The organism is Bradyrhizobium sp. CCGUVB1N3, from assembly GCF_024199925.1.
Taxonomy (GTDB): Bacteria; Pseudomonadota; Alphaproteobacteria; order Rhizobiales; family Xanthobacteraceae; genus Bradyrhizobium.
Genome location: NZ_JANADR010000001.1, coordinates 87,517 through 108,806, shown reverse-complemented (window position 1 = coordinate 108,806; position 21,290 = coordinate 87,517). Strand labels below are relative to the sequence as shown.

At 63.0% G+C, this 21,290-nt stretch carries 13 protein-coding genes; 3 read left to right on the top strand and 10 right to left on the bottom strand.

The features are described 5' to 3' along the window. Nucleotides 1–45: 45 nt before the first annotated feature. Nucleotides 46–1,143 (top strand): Gfo/Idh/MocA family protein, encoded by a 1,098-nt coding sequence (locus NLM33_RS00505; RefSeq protein ID WP_254093737.1) that lies wholly within the window; start codon nt 46–48, stop codon nt 1,141–1,143. A 34-nt stretch (nt 1,144–1,177) separates the two neighbouring features. On the opposite strand, the gene NLM33_RS00500 is transcribed toward NLM33_RS00505, so the two are convergent. From NLM33_RS00500 to NLM33_RS00480, 5 genes are read right to left on the bottom strand one after another with little or no spacing between them, the layout of a single operon-like run. Beyond that, on the bottom strand, nt 1,178–3,535 hold the full coding sequence (locus NLM33_RS00500) for a glycoside hydrolase family 31 protein (protein ID WP_254093735.1): 2,358 nt from the start codon (nt 3,533–3,535) through the stop codon (nt 1,178–1,180). Between the two features lie 49 nt (nt 3,536–3,584). Beyond that, complete coding sequence (locus tag NLM33_RS00495) at nt 3,585–4,658, bottom strand: ABC transporter ATP-binding protein (protein WP_254093733.1); 1,074 nt, start codon at nt 4,656–4,658, stop codon at nt 3,585–3,587. Nucleotides 4,659–4,674: 16 nt separating this feature from the next. Further along, nucleotides 4,675–5,724: a carbohydrate ABC transporter permease gene (locus tag NLM33_RS00490; RefSeq protein WP_254093731.1), complete on the bottom strand. Its 1,050-nt coding sequence runs from the start codon at nt 5,722–5,724 to the stop codon at nt 4,675–4,677. Next, nucleotides 5,721–6,770, bottom strand: a complete 1,050-nt coding sequence (locus tag NLM33_RS00485; RefSeq protein WP_371929884.1) for a carbohydrate ABC transporter permease — start codon at nt 6,768–6,770, stop codon at nt 5,721–5,723. The genes NLM33_RS00490 and NLM33_RS00485 overlap by 4 nt, the downstream gene beginning before the upstream one ends. A gap of 18 nt (nt 6,771–6,788) precedes the next feature. Beyond that, complete coding sequence (locus NLM33_RS00480) at nt 6,789–8,078, bottom strand: ABC transporter substrate-binding protein (RefSeq protein WP_254105610.1); 1,290 nt, start codon at nt 8,076–8,078, stop codon at nt 6,789–6,791. A 123-nt stretch (nt 8,079–8,201) separates the two neighbouring features. On the opposite strand from NLM33_RS00480, the gene NLM33_RS00475 reads away from it, so the two are divergent. Further along, a complete protein-coding gene (locus NLM33_RS00475; RefSeq protein WP_254093730.1) occupies nt 8,202–9,194 on the top strand; it encodes a LacI family DNA-binding transcriptional regulator in 993 nt (330 codons plus the stop codon). A gap of 470 nt (nt 9,195–9,664) precedes the next feature. After that, entirely contained in the window at nt 9,665–15,901 is a 6,237-nt protein-coding gene (locus NLM33_RS00470) for an AAA family ATPase (RefSeq protein WP_254093729.1), read from the top strand. A 57-nt stretch (nt 15,902–15,958) separates the two neighbouring features. Here the strand turns inward: NLM33_RS00470 and NLM33_RS00465 are convergent, their stop codons facing one another. The 5 genes from NLM33_RS00465 to NLM33_RS00445 are packed head-to-tail and all read right to left on the bottom strand — an operon-like array spanning nt 15,959 to nt 21,264. Beyond that, on the bottom strand, nt 15,959–17,503 hold the full coding sequence (locus NLM33_RS00465; RefSeq protein WP_254093728.1) for an alpha-N-arabinofuranosidase: 1,545 nt from the start codon (nt 17,501–17,503) through the stop codon (nt 15,959–15,961). Continuing rightward, complete coding sequence (locus NLM33_RS00460) at nt 17,500–18,369, bottom strand: ABC transporter ATP-binding protein (protein ID WP_254093727.1); 870 nt, start codon at nt 18,367–18,369, stop codon at nt 17,500–17,502. Before NLM33_RS00460 ends, NLM33_RS00465 begins: the two co-directional genes overlap by 4 nt. After that, nucleotides 18,366–19,397, bottom strand: a complete 1,032-nt coding sequence (locus tag NLM33_RS00455; protein WP_254093725.1) for an ABC transporter ATP-binding protein — start codon at nt 19,395–19,397, stop codon at nt 18,366–18,368. Before NLM33_RS00455 ends, NLM33_RS00460 begins: the two co-directional genes overlap by 4 nt. Next, a complete protein-coding gene (locus NLM33_RS00450; protein ID WP_254093723.1) occupies nt 19,397–20,260 on the bottom strand; it encodes an ABC transporter permease in 864 nt (287 codons plus the stop codon). Before NLM33_RS00450 ends, NLM33_RS00455 begins: the two co-directional genes overlap by 1 nt. Next, nucleotides 20,260–21,264 (bottom strand): ABC transporter permease, encoded by a 1,005-nt coding sequence (locus NLM33_RS00445; protein ID WP_254093721.1) that lies wholly within the window; start codon nt 21,262–21,264, stop codon nt 20,260–20,262. The genes NLM33_RS00450 and NLM33_RS00445 overlap by 1 nt, the downstream gene beginning before the upstream one ends. Between the last annotated feature and the right edge of the window lie 26 nt (nt 21,265–21,290).

Below are 21,290 nucleotides of genomic sequence, written 5' to 3'. Positions count from 1 at the left end.
ACGGATCTGGCGGGCGTTGTTTCGATTGAAGGACGCGATTGAGCCATGTCTTCTTCATCTACGTCGACAGCGCAGCCCATCCGTGTTCTCGTGGTTGGCCTCGGCACCATGGGAACCAGCCACGCTCGCGCCTACGCAGCGATCGATGGGTTTGAACTCGTGGGCTTCTGCACCTCTCGCGCGGCCGATCGCCGAGACCTCGAGGCCGAGTTTCCCAACCTGCCGCGTTTCGAACGTTACGACGAAGCACTCGCGACGCTGCGTCCCGGCGCAGTCGCTATTTGCACCTATACCGAGCATCACGCCGCCATGGCTCTTCAGGCTTTCGCTGCAGGTGCGCATGTGTTCTGCGAAAAGCCGCTGGCCGACACGCTGGAGGCTGCGAGGCACGTCGTCGACGCCGCGCGAGAGAGCAGAAAGGCGCTGCTGATCGGTTATATCCTGCGCGTCCATCCGTCATGGTCGCGCTTCGTCGAGATCGGCCGCACGCTCGGCAAGCCGCTCGTGATGCGCATGAATCTCAACCAGCAATCGGCCGGCTCCTTCTGGGAGGTTCACAAGAAGCTCATGCTGTCGACTTCGCCGATCGTCGATTGCGGCGTCCACTATGTCGACATCATGTGCCAGGTGACGCGCTCGCGCCCGATCGCCGTGCACGCGGTCGGAGCGAGGCTCACGGACGAGATCGCGCCTGAGATGTACAACTACGGCCATCTTCACATCGTGTTCGAAGACGGATCAGTTGGCTGGTACGAGGTTGGTTGGGGACCGATGATGAGCGAGACCGCTCATTTCGTAAAGGACATCATCGGGCCGAACGGCAGCGTGTCGATCGTTGCGAAGGAAAGCGTCGATATGACTGCGAGCTCGGCGGACCACGACACGCATACGCGCACCAACGCGCTCCTTATCCATCACGCAACCCGCACCCCGGAGGGAAGCTTTGCGCAGCCCGACGAACTCCTTTCGACCGAAGACGAACCGGGCCATCAGGAGCTGTGCGAGCGCGAGCAGCGGCTATTTCTCAGGGCCATCCGTGGCGAGATCGATTTGTCCGAGCATCACGAGGCCGCGATCAACTCGCTGAGCATCGTCTTTGCCGCCGATGCCAGCGTACGAAGCGGCGAAGTTGTGCGTCCGTAACGGCGACATTAGGAGCTTTCGAGCTAGCCGCACGCTACTTGGTCGCCCCGAGCTCAAGTGTGACAGATCCTTCGATCATGCCGATGGTCAGCGGCTCCGCCACCCCGACAGGCCGCACATGCACGCGGTCGAACGCCGGGCGGAAACCGCCTTGCGCCCTTCCCGTCAATTCCAGGCCGGTGGCTTTCCGGCACAAGTGGAAGGACAGAAGCAGAGCATCGTTACGCCAGGCTGCCATGTCGCCGTCGTCCTCGTAAAGATCGGCTCTGGAATGCGACGCCGGCGCGCCGAAGACCATAAGCGACCGCTCGCCAGGATTGCCGGCCAAATCGATGTCGACGACCGGAATCATGGCTCCGGCACGGGCGAACACAGGCAGGCGTCCCAGCGGCGCGGCGACCTGCACCGTCTGCCCACCGGAGAAGTGCCGGCCATCGTGCCAGTCGTACCAGCCACCCTCGTGCGCGGGTAACTGGACGCGGCGATCGGAAGCGCCCTCCTCGAGCACGGGAGCAACGAGCAAATCCGGACCGAGCATGAAGGCGTCCTCGACGCCTCTCACCGCCGCGTCATCCGGAAAATCCCAGAACAGCGGACGCACCACGGGCTCATGGTCGCGGCTGGCGTGCCACATCTGCGTGTAAAGATAGGGCAGCAGCCTGTGCCGCAGCCCGATCACGGCGCGCACCTGCGGCAGCACGGATGCGTGCATCCATGGCAGAGTGACCGATCCGTCGTCGTTCCACGAGTTCATGATCATGCGCGGCCAGAGTGCGCAGAACTCCACGAAACGACAGAGCAACTCCGGGCTTGGCCTCGGACCATGAAAGCCGCCAACGTCGTGGCCGATGTTGAAAAGCCCGGACAGGCTCATGTTGAGGCCCTGGGTGAGATTGAAGCGCAGCGTCTTCCAGGCGGTCTCGTTGTCTCCCGACCAGGTCTGGCCGTAGCGCGCAAGCCCCGCCGGCCCGCCACGGGTGATGACATAGGGCCGTCGCGACGGGGATCGGTCGGCCTGTGCCTCGAAGGAAAGCTTCGTCATCAGCAACGCCTGCGCCGGACGCGCCAGTGCCTGGGCGAAGGGGCGGCCATCACCGGCACAGACCGCGTCCTCATCCCAGATCTCGAACTCATTGTTGTCGTTCCACATGGAAACGACGCCATGATCGAGCAGCGCATGCTCGATGCCCGCGCGCCACCACCGGCGCCCGTCGGGATTGGTGAAGTCGACGTGAAAGCCGACGCCATCCCAGAACTGCGCGACGGCCGGGTCTGCCGTCACCTTGTCCTTCACCAGGATGCCAGCGTCGGTGGCTTCGGTGAGCCGCGGATGATCGTCGAGCAGGCACGGCTTGATGTTGGTCACCGGCTGGATGCCGGCTTCGACGAGCCGCGTCATGGTCGCGGATGGATCGGGAAACTTGTCGTGGTTCCAGTTGAACACGTAGCGACGCCCGCCGATCGAGGTATAGCCGGAGCCGAAATGGAAGCTGTCGCAACGGATGGCGTGGCGGCGGCAGTCGGCGATGAACTCCGTAACCCGCCGATCGGCGTCGGGCGCATCCGCGATCGCCATCGACGTGACACCGAACCCGAGCGACCAGCGCGGCGCAAACGCCTGTCCCCCCGTAAGCCAGGAAAAACGGCGCACGACCTCGCGCACGCTGGGTCCGGCGAGCACATAGAAGTCGATATCGCCATCGTCGGCGCGATAAGACCGGAACGTGCCGTGGTAGTTGTCGATCGTGCAGCCGAGATCGACAGAGCCGGTGGCGAGATTGTCATAGAAGATGCCGTGAGCGCCTTGCGGCCCATCGACGACGACGAACGGCAGCATCTTGTAGAGCGGATCGCTCAGCTCGGCGTCGAAGCCGCAAGGGTCTACGGCGTCGATGGAAAAGCGCCGTCCCGTGCGATCGAGCGGGCCCGCCTTGTCGCCCAGGCCGTAATGGCGCTCGTCCGGATGACGCGCCGTCATGTGCGCAATGGCCGGGGTTTTGTTGGAGACGAAATAGGCCTGGGTCGGCCGGTCGCGCAGGAACGGCTCGACCTCGCCGGTGCGTCGCCAAGCAACCCCGAACGGACGAAGCGTGACCTCGGCCGTCAGCCCCTCTGCCGCGATGGTGACGGTGCCCTCGCCCACTGCGACAGTCACCCCGGGATTGGCGAAGCCCGACAGATCGTCGCGGGCGCGCCCCCCATACGGCGGCTCGATGCCGCCAGGCGCCAGCGACCAGCCGCGATCAAGTCGAAAGCCGCCAGCACGGCGAAGCGTCACCCGGCCGAGATCGCGCTCGAGGATGCGCACCGCAATGGTGGTTCCCTGCCCGACGTCGAACATTGCGGCTCCGCCCTCGCAACCGCGATAGCGACCCTCAACCAGGGCTTTCATGTCTCAGCACTCCATCGTTGATCTTGTTCTATCGTGCCTGCCTCGCGGTTCAGCGGCCTGGCCGCACGGCGGCCCCTTCGGCGTCGAACAGGTGAAGGTGGGCCGCCTCGAAACGAACCGGGAGAGTCTCGCCGCGCCCCCGCAGCGCCTGACCGTTCTGGCGAACCGTCATCTGCGGCAAGCCTGGCGCGCTGCCATAGAAATACGTGTCGCCGCCGAGCTGTTCGGCGAGGTCAATGGTGAGTGTCAGATCGGCCGCACCGTCGGCGAGCGCGATATGCTCGGGGCGCACCCCGAGCGTGGCGGAAGCGCCGGCGGTGAGCGAGCCCGTCGCTACCTTGATCGGTTCACCGGCCTCGCCGAGACGTACCAGCCCCGGCGACACCACCTGCACCGGCAGCAGATTCATGCGCGGCGAGCCGATGAAGCCCGCAACAAAGAGATTATCGGGTCGATTGTACAGGTCGAGCGGCGTGCCAACCTGCTCGATGCGGCCGCTGCGCAGCACAACAATGCGGTGCGCCATGGTCATCGCCTCGACCTGATCGTGAGTGACGTAGATCATGGTGCCGCCGATCTCCGCATGCAGCGCTGCGAGCTCCTTGCGGGTGGCAACGCGCAGTTCGGCGTCGAGGTTGGACAGCGGCTCGTCGAGCAGGAATATCTTGGGATCGCGGACGATCGCGCGACCAATCGCCACGCGCTGCCGCTGACCGCCCGACAGTGCCTTCGGCTTGCGCTCGAGATATTCGGTGAGGCGCAACATCTTGGCCGCGCGCCGAACCCGGCCATCGATCTCCGTACGAGCGAGACCCATGTTCTCAAGCGCAAAGGCCATGTTCTTGTAGACCGTCATGTGCGGATAGAGCGCGTAGGACTGGAACACCATGGCGAGCCCCCGGTCCGACGCCGGCACGCGCGTGACGTCGAGGCCGTCGATGGCAATCTCGCCGTCGGTCACCTCCTCGAGCCCGGCGATGATGCGGAGCAAGGTCGACTTGCCACAGCCGGACGGGCCGACGAAGACGATGAATTCGCCGTCCGCGATCGCGAGATCGACGCCGTGGATCACGGCGATCGTCCCGTAGGCCTTGCGGACGCCCTTGAGAGTCAGGCCAGCCATGAAGACATCCCCGCCATCATTTCATCCCCGTGTTGGCTATGCCGGTGGCGATGAAGCGCTGCAGAAAGACAAAGACCAGAGCCACCGGGATCAGCGACACCACCGTCATCGCCAAGAGATAATTCCACTGGGTCTGCAGCTCACCCTGGAAGGCGTTGAGACCGATCTGCAACGTGAAGGATTCGGACTTGGTGAGCACTGCAAGCGGCCACAGAAACTCGTTCCACCGCCACATGATGGAGAAGATGGCGAGCACTGCCAGAGCCGGGGCCGCCAGCGGCATGACGATCCGCCAGTAGATTTGCCACTCGCTTGCCTTGTCCATGCGGGCCGCCTCGATGAGGTCGCGCGGCAGCGTCAGCATGTACTGCCGTAGCAGGAACACGCCCGTGGGCGTCGCGGCGCCCGGAAGAATGACCGCCCAGAGCGAATTGACGAGGCCGAGCTTCGTAACGACGAGATAGACCGGCACGAGGATGATGGTGATCGGGATCATGAGCGTGCCGATCACCATCAGCATGGCGACGGTCTTGCCTCTGAATACGTAGATGGAGAGAGCATAGGCTGCCATCGAATTGATGAGCAGTGTGATCAGAGTTGCGATCGTTGTGACGAACACCGAGTTCCACAAATAGCGCGTGAAGGCAAATTTCTGGAGCGGCTCGGTGTAGTTCGAGGCCACGAAACTCAGGTGCCGAACCGGCGCGAGCTTGGCGGTCGGCACGCGATATTGCTGTTTGGGATCGGCCGGATCCACCATCTGGGCGATCAGCCCGATGCGCCTGACCTGCGCGAGCTCGCGACGCTCGCCATTGTCGAGGGTAGCTGCAAAAAGCGGCAGCGGTTGCGGAAAGCCCTGCACCCTGATCTCCTGCTGGGACAGCGGCAGCAGCGAGGGCGGAAATTCCAGGAGGCTCGCCTGGGTCTTGAACGAGGACAGGACCAGCCATACGACAGGCCCGAACATCAGGATGACGCCGAACCCGAGATAGGCGTAAGCGGCGATATCGGTCCAATGCCAGTGCCCGCTCCGACGGCGGGCGCGCAGCAGCTGAATTGGCCTCATGAGGCGCTCCGGGTGCGAGATAACTGCGCCAGCGTGAGCAGAAACAGCACCATGCCGAGCACGATCGACGCCGCCGCAGCGAGGCCGAAATTCTGCACCTGGCTCGCAAATGCCGTCTCGTAGATGTACTGCACGATCATCAGGGTTGCGGTACCCGGTCCGCCACCGGTCAGCACGAACACCTCATCGAACGTCTGCACACCGCGGATCAGCGCCAGCACGATCACCACGATGAGGTTTGGCCAGAGCAGCGGCAGCGTGACCCGCCAAAACACGCGCCAGCGCGGCGTCGCGTCCATCTGCGCCGCCTCGTAGAGATCGGCTGGAATGGCCTGTAACCCGGCGAGCAGGATGAGGGTGTAGAAGCCCATATGAGCCCAGACCGAGACGAACACCGACCAGAACATTGCCCAACCCGGGTCGACGAAGAACAGGATCTTCTGCCCGCCGATCATCGTAAGCCCACCGTTCAGCAGCCCGTCGCGCTGCAGGATCCATTTCCAGACCAGCGCAACCACGACCGGTGACAGCAGCACCGGAAAGAAATAGACCGCGCGAAAGAAGCCGCGGCCACGAATCCGCATGTTCAGAACCAGCGCCGTGACGAGCGAAAACGTCACCATGGATACGAGCTGGAAGATCGTGAAACGAACCGTATTCGCCACGCCGCGCCAGAAATGATCGACCCGGCAGGACGCGGGATCGAAGAAGGAGCCGCAATCGAACAGATAGGCGTACTGATCGGTTCCGACATAGGGGCGCTGCGAAGGAAACAGCGACTCCCCGCCGGTGAACGAAAACACCAGATCGATCGCGAGCGGGACGAACACGAACAGCGAGAAGAAAACGAGGTTCGGCAGCAGAAAGACATAGGCCATCCGCCGCTCGCCTATGAGCTGTTGCAACAGGCGCATCGGCCGATCGACGAAGCGCAGCAGGGTGCCGAACACCGCACCGAGCGCCGCCTCGCCCGCGCGGCGCAAGCGCGCGAGCACCGAGACCGTCGGCGCCCCCTGCGGTTCAATGCCGGTTGGCAAATCGGTCATGCCGCATGCGTCCGGCGCCTACTTCTTGTTGCGCTCAGCGAGCTGCTGCTCGATGTCGCCCGAGATGCGCTTATAGGCATCATCGAGAGTGATCTCGCCGGAAACGGCCTGGCCGATCCGGCTGATCACCGCGTTGAGGATGACGCGACTGGCCGGATAGCCCTGCAACTGATTGGCCGCCGGCGTGAGTTGGTTCACGCCGTCACTGAAGACCTTGAGCGCGGCATTCGCAACCGGCGACGCATCCTTGTAGTCGAGACCTTTACGGGCCAGACCGAGATGGCCCGGCACGAACAGGGAGCGGGCATAGAATTCGGCGACGACGTCCTCGCTCGCGAGGTAATCGAGCACGCGCGCCACTTCTTCGGGGTGCTTGGTCGATTTGATGCCGACGAGCGCCGCACCACCCGGCATGCCGGAGCAGTTCGCCGGCCCGCACGGCGTCGGCACCGCAACCCAGTCAAACGCCGTTCCGATCGTCTTGTCGAACTGGCTGATCTGCCAGGAGCCCGACTCATACATGACGACCTGGGCGTTCTTGAACTCCTCGTTGGCACCGCGGTAGGTCGCACCCGCCACCGAGCCCCACAGTTCCTTCGACATCACGCCAGTGTTGTGCCAGTCGTAGATCAGCTTGGCCGCGCGCTTGAACCCGTCGTCGATGACCGCCGGCTGACCCTTGCCATCGAACACGGCGGCGCCTTCCGAAATCGCCATGCCGAAAAAGCGGTGACCGGAACGGTCGAACGCGATCGGAAACGGCGCCTGGACCTTGTCCGCTACCTCTTTTGTCGCCTTGGCCCAATCCTCCCAGGTCGCTTTCGGACCCGGCATTGCGACGCCCGCCTGCTCGAACAGCGTCTTGTTGACGAAAGGACCGGTCACGGTCAGCTGGGTCATGAAGCCTGGGATCGAAGACGTGTCGCCCGGCACCCGCATCCACTGCAGGAAGGGACCGTAATTCGCTTCCCAGTAGCCGGCGTTTTTCAGGTAGGGGCGCAGGTCGAGCATAAAGCGGGCAAGGCCGCCCATGTCGCTGACGCGGGCGATGTCCGGCCCCTGCCCCGAAGCCAGTTGCACGGGCAGATTCTCGTTGATGGCCTTGAACGGCACCTGATCCAGAACAACGTGGATGTCGCGGTTCTTGTCCTCGAAGCGGCGGAGGAGATCGGCCATCACCTCACCTTCGTTACCGTCCGAATACCAGGTCATCCGCAGGACCGTCTGCGCCTCGGCGGCGCGAACGCCCGAACTGCCCGCCAAGAGGCAGGCCGCCAGCACGGAGGCGCTGATAGCGCGTCGGGTCATTGTCCTCATTTGCGTCCTCCCGGCGATACTTTGGTTTTGTTAGGGGTAGTTTGGCAAACGTTTGCCTAAGCTGTCAATCGCTGTATTCTCCAGATTCAGCGGATCACACACCCGAGCCGAACAATGACGAGCAAGCAGCGCTCCGCCCCCGCCTCACTCGCGACAGTCGCCGCGGCTGCCGGGGTTTCGATCGCCACCGTCTCGCGCATCGTCAACGGCGAGACGCGCCGGGCCTCGGCCGAGACCATCGAGCGCGTCCGCAAGGCTATCGCCGTCGTGGGCTACCACCCCAACCACGCCGGCCGAACGTTGCGCCGGCGCGAAAGCCGCCTCGTCGCGATGCTTGCCCCCAACCTGGACAATCCCGTGATGGCCGCTATCGCCGCCTCGACCGAAGCCGCACTACGCGCCGCCGGTTACGTGATGATCCTCTGCGACACTCACGATCGGCCCGATCTGCAGGACGAATATCTCAATGCCATGCGTTCGCAGGTGGTGCGCGGCTACATCATGGTCGCCAGCGTGCCGAGCGCGGTGCTGAAGGATTTCGTCGCTGACAGCGCGCCGATGGTCTTCGTCAACCGTCGCCCGCCGTTCGGGCGCGGCGCCTTCGTTGGCATCGACAACATCAAGGCGGGCGCTGACGCCGCCGACATGCTGTGGTCCGCGGGACTACATCGCTGCGGCGTACTGGCGCCCGCCCATGGATCCTCCGTCACGCGGGATCGCCTCAACGGATTCTGCAGCCGCATGCGTACACTCGGCGCAGCGGAAATCCTGAAGGCCGAGGCGGCTGGCGGTTCTCACCTCGAGATTGGCTATGAGGCCGCCCGGCGGCTCACCGCGCACAACGGCTGGCCCGATGGACTGATGTGCGTCAGCGACCAGATCGCCTACGGCGCCTATCGCTTCGCTCGCGAGAGCGGCATCCTGATTCCGGAACGCTGCAGGCTCGTGGGCATCGATGGCAACCCGCTCAACCGCTGGATTGCACCGTGGCTCCGATCGATCGAAGTGAAATACGAGGATTTTGGTGAACCGATCGTCGAGCTGCTCGACCACGTCTGGCACTCCAGAGGCCATGCGGAGCGCATCATGCCGCACTGCGTGGCATGAAAGCTCTTATCTCCTTTTCCTGGTGTGTTTGTCGGGCACATCGCTCGTCACTCTCGCGCCAGCAATGTCCTCGGAATCCAGCGCGCGCCGGTGCTCCCCCCTAAGTTGACAGAACGCTTGAAGCGGACCTCTGCGGCATGCCAACGTGCGGCAATCCGTCCCTCCGCTCGAATGCGCATCGCCTTGGCTTGCGAAGGCGGCACGTTGACGAGATTGAGGCAAATGATACGATTTGAAGGCGCCGGGCCTAGCCAATCGAACCAGGCGCTGGAATGAAGGCGTGAGGGCCCACCCCGTCGTGTCATGCGTCGTACGTGCGTCCGACCCCTCATACCTCGCACGCGGGGAAACGGAGATACGGTAACGGCGCGCCTTGCCGCATTGGGGCAGCTTTATGGGGGATGATGCGGAATACCGAACGAGCCCTCTCAGACTCGGGACTCGGCTCGGCCGCGGCATGGTTTACCGATATGAACCTTTCATCGTTTATGGGCGCTGGCTGGGCCCACGGCCCGCAGATTCTATGCGACGAGGAAGGGATTCTCCTGTGCCGGACCTCTCGCGAAAGCATCAACGGCGAACGACAGGTCGTGCTGGCCGTCGTCCCGGCGGCGGAACATCCGACCCCGCAAAGCCTTGATCGCATCACGCACGAATTTGCACTGAAGGATGAACTGGACAGCGGCTGGGCGGCGAAGCCGCTGGAGCTTGTGCAGGATCGCAGCCGCACTATTCTTGTCCTCGAAGATCTCGGTGGCGAGCCCCTCACCTGGCTGATGGATACTCCCATGGAGACTGGGAGCTTCCTGCGCCTGGCGACTCAGATCGCCGCGGCCCTGAGCAAGGTCCACCAGCGCGGTCTGGTGCACAAGGACATCAAACCAGCGAATATGCTGGTGAACCGCAGCAACGGAAGCGTGCGTCTCACCGGCTTCGGCTTTGCTTCGCGCCGACCGCGCGAACGGCAGGCCCCGGCCACGCCCGAGTCGATCGCCGGCACGTTCGCCTACATGTCGCCCGAGCAGACAGGGCGCATGAACCGCTCGATCGACTCCCGAAGCGACCTGTACTCATTCGGCGTCACCCTCTACCAGATGGTCACCGGCTCGCTTCCATTCACCGCGTCCGATCCGATGGAGTGGGTGCACTGCCACGTCGCAAGAGAGCCGGAGCCGCCGAACAGGCGATTCGCAAACGTCCCCGCCGCGGTTTCCAAGCTCATCATGAAGCTGCTCGCCAAGATGGCCGAGGAGCGCTACCAGACCGCAGCCGGCGCCGAGAGGGATCTGCAGCACTGTCTTGCGGAGTGGGAGCTTCGGCAGCGCATCGACGACTTCCCGCTGGGCCAGCACGACACGCCCGACCGGCTGCTCGTTCCCGAGAGATTGTACGGAAGAACACGCGAGCGCGAGATCCTGCTCGCCTCGTTCGAGCGCATCGTCAAGAGCGGCGCGTCCGAGTTGGCGCTGGTCTCGGGATATTCCGGGATCGGCAAATCGTCTGTCGTCAACGAGCTGCATAAAGTGCTGGTGCCCTCGCATGGGCTGTTTGCATCGGGCAAGTTCGACCAGCACAAGCGCGACGTCCCGTACGCGACGCTCGCCAAGGCATTCCAGAGCCTCGTTCGGCCCCTCCTGGGCAAGAGCGAGACCGAGCTCAGCGAGTGGCGCCATGACCTCCTGAGCGCGCTCGGTCCAAACGGACAGCTCGTCGTGGACCTGATCCCGGAGCTGAAGGCGATCATCGGTGAACAGCCGCCCGTCCCTGAGCTCCCGCTCCAGCACGCGCAAAGCCGCTTTCACCGCGTGTTCGAGCAATTCATCGGCGTATTTGCCCGATCCGAACACCCGCTCGTACTGTTTCTCGATGATCTGCAATGGCTCGATATGGCGACCTTCGAGCTGCTCGAGGATCTGTTGACCCGGTCGGATCTGAAGCACCTGATGCTGATCGGCGCCTATCGGGATAACGAGGTGGATTCCACTCATGCCGTGATGCGCATGCGCGAGGCTATCAAGACACGGGGGGGCCGGGTCGTCGAGATCACGCTCACCCCGCTCGGCCGCGGGCATCTTGGCGAGTTGCTTGCGGACGCGCTTCGTTGCGAACCGATGCGCGTCGCGCCACTGGTGCAGCTGGTGCATGAGAAAACCGGCGGCAATCCGTTCTTTGCAATCCAGTTCATGTTTTCGCTGGTCGAAGAGGGACTGCTCGCGTTCGACCATGATGCGGCACGTTGGTCCTGGGATCTCGATCGCATCCACGCCAAGCGATACACTGACAACGTCATCGACCTCATGCTCGGAAAGCTCACCCGGCTCCCCGTTGCAACGCGCACATCCTTGCAGCAGATGGCCTGTCTCGGAAATATTGCCGAGGTCGCAGTGCTTTCGATCGTCCTCGGGACGTCAGATGAGCAGGTCCATGCAGACCTGTGGCCTGCCGTTCGACAGGAATTCGTAGAGCCCCAAGCCGACGCCTATCGGTTCGTCCACGACCGCTTCCAGGAGGCGGCCTACGCTCTGATCCCGGAGGAAGAACGGGCGGCAGCCCATCTGCATATTGGCCGGCTGTTCGCGGCGCGAACCCCGCCGGGAGCGGTCGAGGAAAACGTCTTCGAGATCGTAAGCCAGCTCAACCGTGGCGCGGCCTTGATCAGCGCGGCCGAGGAGCGCGTGAAAGTGGCGGAGCTGAACCTATTGGCCGGCCGGCGCGCAAAGGCGGCGCCCGCCTTTGCCATGGCGCTCGCTCACTTCGCCGCCGGTGAGGCCATGCTCCCGCAGGATCGCTGGGAGCGGCACTACGCGCTCGGCTTCGCCTTGGCGCTACAGCGGGCCGAGTGCGAGTTCCTCGCTGGCGAGCAGCCCACGGCCAAAATGCGCCTTGCTGAGCTGGCGAGCCGCGCAGCTACCCTGACTGATCTCGCGGCCGTCACCCGGCTCCGTATGGAGCCAAGTGATCGTGACGTCGAGGTTGCCCTCGACTATCTGCGTCGCGTCGGCATCGCCTGGTCGGCGCATCCCACATCGGAGGAGGTCGGGCGGGAATATGAGCGGATGTGGCAACAGATCGGTGAGCGCCCGATCGAGGCCCTGCTCGACCTGCCCCAGATGGCCGACCCGATTGCGCGCGGAACGATGGACGTTCTCACGGTCCTTGTCTCACCTGCCTGGTACATCGACGAGAGCCTGCGCCGTCTCATCATTGGACGCATGGCCAATCTGAGCATGGAATACGGCAACTCCGATGCCTCATGCCTGGCCTATATCGTGCTTGGCACCGTGCTTGGCCCCGACTTCGGCGACTATGCTGCCGGCTACCGCTTCGCCCAGCTCGGCCTCGACCTGGTCGAACGACAGGGACTGGATCGGTTCAAGGCTCGCGTCTATCTCGGCTTCGGGAGCTGGACGCGGCATGTGAGGACAGGTCGCCCCTGGCTCCGGCGGGCGTTCGACGCCGCACAGCAGGTCGGCGACCTCAACTACGCCAGCTTTACCCGTCATCACCTCTTGACGCATCTTCTCGCCTGCGGCGATCCACTCGCCGATGTGCAGCGGGAAGCCGAGGCCGGACTCGATTTCGCACGCCGGGCATGCGTTGATCTGGCGGCCGATCGAGTTGCCGGGCAGCTCCAGCTGATCCGGACGCTGCGCGGCCTCACCACAAAGTTTGGCTCTTTCGATGAGGCCGAGTTCAACGAGGCGCAGTTTGAACGTCGCCTGGAGGAGGACCCACATCTGGAACAGGCCGGCTTCTGGTACTGGGTCCGCAAGCTGCAGGCTCGCGTCCTCGCCGACGACCCCGGCGCGATCGCCGCGGCAACAAAGGCCGATCAACTGCTGTGGACGTCGAAGGCCCTTTTCGACCGGGTCGAGTTTCACTTCTATGCTGCCCTGGCGCAGGCCGCATTGGGCGAGACCATACCCGACCGCGGGGGGGCCCTGGATCTTGGCGCCCTGGCCGTCCATCATCGCCAGCTTCAGCAATGGGCCGAGATCTGTCCTGAAGACTTCGCCGACCGCGCCACTCTCGTCGCCGCGGAGATAGCGCGGATTGAAGGTCGCGAGCTCGATGCGATGCGCTTCTACGACGGGGCCATCGCTTCGGCGCGCGCAAACGGTTTTCCTCAGAATGAGGCGATCGCGAACGAACTCGCCGGGCGCTTTTACGCGAGGCGCGGGTTCGAGAAGATCGCCTATGCCTATCTGCGTGATGCTCACTATGGATTTCTTCGCTGGGGAGCGGATGCCAAAGTAAGACAGCTCGAACGCCTCTACCCTCGTCTCCACGTCGCAGATGACACCAGTTCCGCCGGCCGTCCGACCGTCCAACAAATGGACGTCACCACCGTGGTGAAGGCGTCTCAGGCCGTATCGAGTGAAATCGAGCTGCCAAAGCTCATCGAAACACTGATGAAGATCGCGCTACAGAACGCGGGCGCGGATCGCGGCTTGCTGATCCTGTCGCGGCATGATGACTTCTGGATCGAAGCCGAGGGCCAGTCCAAGGGCGACGAGTTCGCGGTTGTGATGCACCAGACTCCTCTCTCAGCACCTGACTGTCCCGAGGCATTGGTGCGCTACGTCATTCGCTCGCAAACACCTCTCATCGTCGATGATGCGACGCGGCCTGATCCACTTTACGGTGAAGGGTACGTGCATCGCCGACATCCCAGATCGATCCTCTGCCTGCCACTCATGAAGCAGGCCAAGCTCACCGGGTTGCTCTATCTCGAGAACACGCTGACGACGCACGCTTTCACGCCCGATCGCATTGCGGTCCTGGACCTGTTGGCGGCTCAGGCTGCGATTTCTCTGGAGAACACGCGCCTCTACCGTGACCTTCAGGAACGTGAGGCCCGCATCCGGCGGCTCGTCGAGTCCAATATCATCGGAATACTGTTCTGGGACGACAGCGGCGATATCCACTATGCAAACGATGCCTTCCTGAGCATGACCGGATACTCCAGGCAGGAACTGGTTTCGGGCACGGTCCGCTGGAAGGACATGACTCCGGCGGAATACCGGAACGAGGATACGCAGCGGATCGAACACCTCCGGATATGGGGGCAGAACGCGCCTCGAGAGAAGGAGTTCGTCAGAAAGGACGGCAGCCGCGTCCCGGTCCTGATCGGCTCGGCTTCGCTCGCCGGATCGTCCGATCAATGTATCTCGTTCGTGCTCGATCTTACTGCGCGCAAGCAGGCTGAAGAGAAGTATCGCCTGCTCATGGAGCAGGCGCATGACGCGATCCTGGTGCTCGATCAGAAAGGGCTGGTGATCGAGGCAAACCGCACGGCCGGGGTCATGCTGGGGCGGGCCCGCGAGCAGATCATCGGCGTCCCGTTCCGATCCGTTCTGGGTCCTGCGGAAGCGATCGAAGTGGACAGCCTGCTCGCGCCGGGTTCAGCTGGCCTGCTCCAGCTGCGCCTGGATGGCCCCAACGGCAAAGGTTTCGACGCGGAGCTATCCGCCGCCCACGTATCGACGGGCGGCCAGGAGCTGGTCATCGTCATCGGGCGCGACATCACCCATCGCCTCCGCCTCGAGCAGCAGTTGCGCCAATCGCAAAAGATGGATGCAATCGGCCAGCTCACCGGCGGCGTGGCCCATGACTTCAACAACATCCTGACCGTGGTCACGGGGACCATACAGATCCTGATCGATGGTATTTCGGACCAGCCAGAGCTTGTTGCCATCGCCCACATGATCGACGAGGCCGCCACGCGCGGCGCCGATCTGACCAGCCAACTGCTGGCATTTGCCCGCAGGCAGCCCCTGCAACCACGCGATATCGACGTCAACAACCTCATTGTCGATACCGCCAAGCTACTGCGGCCGACGCTCGGCGAGCATGTCGAGATCGGCTCGACCCTGCAAGCCGATGGCTGGCACGCGCTGATCGACCCTGGCCAGCTTTCGAGCGCTTTGATCAATTTGGCGGTGAACGCCCGCGATGCAATGGCCGGCGGAGGCAAGATCTCGTTCGGCACCACGAATGTGAGCTTCGATGCGGACAATGCCGGCCCGGAGGGAATTCTCGGCGACTTCGTCCTGGTCACCGTGAGCGACACCGGGGCCGGCATTCCGCTGGCGATCCGGGACAAGATATTCGAGCCCTTCTTCACGACCAAAGCGCTTGGCAAGGGAACGGGCCTCGGATTGAGCATGGTCTATGGCTTCATCAAGCAATCCGGCGGTCACATCAGGATCGATAGCGAGGAAGGGCGCGGAACGACCATCAGCTTGTATCTGCCGCGCTCGGCGCGAACTGCGGCTGTTTCAGACGCTGCACCGAGGAGCGAGCTACAACGCGGCAGTGAGACTATCCTCGTGGTCGAGGATGACGAGCTGGTGCGCAACTACGTCGTGGCGCAGCTCAAGAGCTTTGGTTATCGCACGATCGCCGCGGCCAATGGTCCCGATGCGCTCGTTCTGGTGAGCCAGGGCACAGCGTTTGACCTGCTCTTCACCGATGTCGTGATGCCCGGCGGGATGAACGGGCGCGAACTCGCCGAGACCGTCACCCGGCAGCGCCCCGACCTGCCGGTGCTCTACATGTCTGGGTATCCCGAAGCCGCAATGATGCATGACGGTCGGCTGGACCCTGGTATTACCTTGCTCAGCAAGCCCTACCGGCCAGCAGATTTGGCGCGTTCGATTCGTCAGATCCTCGACTCACGTGCGCGTCGCGACGGCGCGAGTTGATTGCATCAGTGATCGTCGTTCCCTTCCATTGCATCCGCCGCGTACTGCTCGATGTCCTCAGTTTGCAGACAGATGGATCACATTCCATGACGCCGGCTTGAGCGTCGCATGCAACCGTCCGCCGTCGAAGCTCACGCTCTGCAACGGCGCCGGCCTGACCTTGCCCGGCGCATCCTTGGTGTTCGTTGCCTTGAGATCATCGTGCCGGAGTTCAAGCCGCTCGCCCACCGTGAGTTGGCCGAAGCTTCGGGCCTCGACACTCACCTCCAGCTCCTGCTTCAAGTCCCGGTTGAGCAGAAAGAGCGATAGGCCGCCGCCTTCTCCCGCAACTGCCGCGATCTTGAGATACGGCACGTTGGGTACCGCAAAGGTCAGTTCCTGGGTGCCGCGGGGATCGTAGTAGGATGAATCGTAGGTCTCCGACTCGGCCTGCGTGCGCAAAACCCTGCCGCGGCCGAAGCGGCTCATATGAGCGAAAGGAAAGAAGATGGTCTGGCGCCACGCGCCTCCGCCTGTCTCGGTCATGATGGGTGCGATGACGTTGACGAGTTGCGCGAGGCAGGCGACCCTCACCCGATCGGCGTGATTGAGCAAGGAAATGCAGGCACCGCCGAAGGCGAGTGCGTCCTCCATCGTATAGATTTCCTCGAGGATCGGCGGAGCCACCGGCCAGCCCTCCTTCACCCGGTCGGCCCGGCTGCGACGCGTTCGATACCAGACGTTCCATTCATCGAAACTCAGCATCAGACGCTTGTTGGAGCGCCGCTTGGCCGCCACCGCATCGGCCAAGGCCACGACCTCATCGATGAAGCTGTCCATCAGGTCGGGGCTCGCAAGAAACGATGCCGTGTCCTGCTTGTAGTTGTTGAGATAGGTATGGAGCGAAATGTAGTCGACATGATCGAAGGTGTGCTCGAGGACCGTGTCTTCCCACTGGCCGAACGTCGGCATGTTGCGCCCCGACGAACCGCACGCAGCAAGCTCGATGGTCGGATCCACCCAGCGCATCATCTTGGCCGCTTCGCTGGCGACCGCACCGTAGGCGGCGGCGCTCTTGTGCTCCATTTGCCAAGGTCCATCCATCTCGTTGCCGAGGCACCACAGCTTGATGTCATGCGGCTTGTCCCAGCCATGCTTGCGGCGCAGCTCCGACCAGGCCGTTCCGCCCGGGTGGTTGCAGTATTCGACCAGGCTGCGGGCGGCATCGCCGCCGCGGGTGCCGAGATTGACCGCCATCATCGGCTCGACGCCGGCGACCTTGCACCAGTCCATGAATTCATTGGTCCCGAAGCTGTTCGGCTCCGTGCTGAACCAGGCGAGGTCGAGGCGCGCCGGCCTCGCCTCCAGCGGCCCAACGCCATCCTCCCAATTGTATCCTGAGACGAAATTACCGCCGGGATATCGAATGAGCGTCGGCCCAAGCTCCTTCACCAGCGCGAGCACATCCTTCCGAAAGCCCTTCTCGTCCGCGGTCGGATGGCCGGGCTCGTAGATGCCGCCATAGACGCACCGGCCCAAATGTTCGATGAACGCACCGAACAGACGAGGATCGGTGTGACCGATGGCGAAGTTGCGGTCGATCAGAACTCTTGCTTTCCTCATGCTCTTCTCTCGGGTGCCCCGGGGCTGGTGAGATCGTTCATGCCAGATACGTCTGCCGCGGCATCGACGGCCTCAGGTAGTAGCACGGCTTCGCGCAATTGGCGCGTATAGGGATGCTGCGGCGCCTTCAGCACCGTTCTCGCATCGCCGCTTTCGACGACGCAGCCTTTCTGCATGATCATGATGCGATCGCTGATGTAATAGGCCGTAGCCAGATCATGCGTGACATAGATGATCGATATCCCAAGATCGTCCCGCAACGTCTTGAACAGATTGACGATCGACATGCGCAGCGACGCATCGATCATGGACACCGGCTCATCCGCGACAATCAATCTCGGCTCGGCCAGAAGTGCTCGGGCGATTGCGACCCTTTGAAGCTGGCCGCCGGACAGCTCGTGCGGATATCGATGGCGAACCTCCTTGAGCGAGAGGGCGACCTTGTGCAGCGCGTCATCAACGGTCGTTTCGGCGGCCCCCTCGCCGGCCGCACCGGAAAACCGGCGCCGCGTCATGAACAGATATCGATCGAGTTGCTTCAGCGGGTTGAAGGACTCAAACGGATTCTGAAAGATCGGCTGCACCTTGTGCATGAAGGCCATACGACCGGCGCTGTTTCGAATGGCACCAAGATCGATGCCATCGAGCACCAATTTGCCGCTGGTCGGCGTTTCGATGTTCAGGATCATCCGGGCAAGCGTCGTCTTGCCGCTCCCGGATTCGCCGATGATCGCCAGGATCTCCGGTCGCCGGGTGGCAAGCTGGAAGCTCACCTGGTTCACTGCAGCGATCTTCTGCCTCGACAACAGTCCTCCCCGGACGAACGTCTTGCTGACCTCTGAGATGTCGAGGAGCAGATCGTTCATGCCTGGTTGCCCTGGTTGACAGCAAAGCAGGCAACGCGATGCCCGGTGGCGACATCCAGCATGGCAGGGACCTGGCGCCTGCAAATCTCGGTTGCGAGCGGGCAGCGCGGATGGAAGCGGCAGCCTGCCGGGGGATCGGCGAGATTTGGCGGAGCGCCGCCAAGCCCCTCGCGGGGCGCGTCATCGCCGATGCGCGGAAGGCTGGAAATGAGATGCCTGGTGTAAGGGTGCAGCGGATTCCGGAAAATCTCCGTTGTTGCAGCCTCCTCCACGAGACGCCCGGCGTACATGATGGCGAGGCGATCAGTGATGTGCGCGTGCACACCCATGTCATGGGTGACGAACAGGACCGACGAGCCGGTCTCCCGCTGAATGCCTCGGATCATGCCGAGCACCTCCTTCTGCACCACCACATCCAGTGCGGTCGTGGGCTCGTCGGCGATGATGAAATCAGGACGGCAAATCGTTGCAAGCGCAAGCGTGGCGCGTTGACGCATGCCCCCGGAGAGCTCATGCGGAAAGGCAGCCAGCACCGACGGATCGAGCCTGACCCGCGCCAGATGGGCGACCACCTGCTGCTCAAACTGCTTCCGGCTGCCACCGATATGCGGGTACGCGAAATCGACGAACGCCGATTCGACACGGCGAACCGGGTTCAGCACGTTCATCGAGCCCTGCATGATATAGGACAGATGCCGCCAGCGAATCCGCGCCACGTCCGCTGGCGGCGCGCAGTGCAATCCGCCATAGCCGGGCAGGAACGCAAGTTCCACGCTGCCGCCCACGATCTCGAGCGGCGGTCTGATCGCTCCTGCGATGCTCTTGATCAGCGTGGTCTTGCCGGAACTGGACTCTCCGGCGAGCCCGTAGATCTCACCACGACGAACAGCGAAGCTGACGCCATCGACCGCTTTGACGCCGCGTCTGACACCGAAATGGCTGGTTCGGTAATGGGCCTGCAGGTCGCGAACCCGGAGAACCGGCTGGGCGTCTTGGGGCGCGTGCGGCTGTTGAAAGTTGACGCGCATCACGAGGCCTCTCCGATGCTCCAGAGGCGGCTTCGCGGATCGATATAGGCGTTTGCCGATACCGCGAGCAGGAAAAGCCCGATAAACGCCATGATCACCGTGACGGTCGGAAAGGCGATCCACCACCAGACTCCTGCCACCATAGCGGTGTGCTGGTTAGCCCAATAGATCATGCCGCCGATCGTCGGCGTGTTGATGTCGGTAAAGCCGAGCACCGCGAGCGTCACCTCAAGCCCGATCGACCACACCATGTTGTTCATGGTCGAGGAGAACACGATCGGCATGACATAGGGCAGATGCTCCTCGGCCAGGATCTGCCGTGTGCTCATCCCGGAAAAAAGGCTAGTCTGGCTGAATTCACGGACCTTCAGGCTCATGACCACGGAGCGGATCAGCCGCGCATCGTAGGCCCAGCCGAAACAAGCCATGATCAAGGCCAGCATCAGCCAGGAGATGCGGTCGCGCATCACGAAATAAAACAGCACCAGGATCGGGAGCAGAGGAATGACGATGAAGGTATCGTTCACCGACATCAGGGCGCGATCGATCCACCCTCCCTTGTAGCCGCTGATGAGTCCGACCACGAGTGCGATCACGCGGCTGATCAGAGCCACCGTGCATCCGAACAACAATGTGTTTCGGATGGCGAAGCTCAATTGCCAGAACACGTCCTGACCGCGCGATGTCGTGCCAAACCAGTAGGTCAGCGACGGCGGCACGTCGGGCGGCACCACATACACGCTCTCCGGCGGATAGGGCGAGAAGCTCGCCAGGACGGACAGCAACAGCACGAAGGCGAGCAGCACGGCCCCGATCCGGAATTCGGGGCTGTAGCGCAACAGATCACGCAGGAGGACGGCCATCAGCTGACCTTGACCCTCGGATCGAGCAGCGGATAGAGAAGATCGATGGCGAGGACGCCGATCGACACGCCGAGGATCGAGATGGTGGTGACGCCGAGGACAAGCCCGTAATCTCCGGCATAGACGGCGTCGACCAGGAGCGAGCCGAGACCGGGATAGCCGAACACCTTCTCGGTGATCACGGCGCCGTTGAAGATTCCGCCCAGCGACATGGCAAGCCCCGTCACCTGCGGCACGAGCGCGTTGCGCATCACGTAGGATGTCAGGATGCGCCGGGACTTCACGCCGGCGAGTTCAGCATAGACGACGAAGTCCTCGGCGAGGACATTGGATACCAGCGAACGCATGCCGAGGAACCAGCTCCCAATTCCGATCAGAATCAGGGAGAGCGCCGGCAGGATCGCGTGCCGCAACACGCTCAGAACGAATTCGGGCGTCCATGTCTGGGGCAGGTTCATCGCCGATCCGCCGCTGATCGGAAGCACCGGCCAAAGGAAGCCGAACACGATCAGCAGCAGCATCGCCAGGATATAGTAAGGGATCGGATGGAGGCCCATGGCGATCACCCCCATCAGCTTCAGACCGCGGCTCTGCCGGTAGTAGCCGGCAAGCCCACCCAGCAGATTTCCGAGCCCCCAGGCGACAATGGTCGAAACCGCAAGAAGTCCCGCGGTCCAGGGCAGCGCTCGCCCGATGAGGATGCCAACGGGGGTCGGAAATGCCGACATCGAGGGACCGAAATCGGCCCGCAGGATCCGCTTCCAGAACAGCAGGTATTGTTCAACGGGTGTGCCACTGAGACCATAGAGCTCGCGCAAGGAGTTGCGCATCTGCTCGATCGCCGCCGGCGCGGTGTTGCCGTAGGAGGTCACCGCCGAGATCGATTGCTCGACAGGATCAATCGGCGAAGCATGCGTGACGACATATGCGATATTGATGCCGATGAAGACCACCAGCAGAAACTGCCCGAATCGCCGGCCCATATAGGCGAGGTATCCGCTCATGGGAGTACCCGGGATGTCCGGCAAAA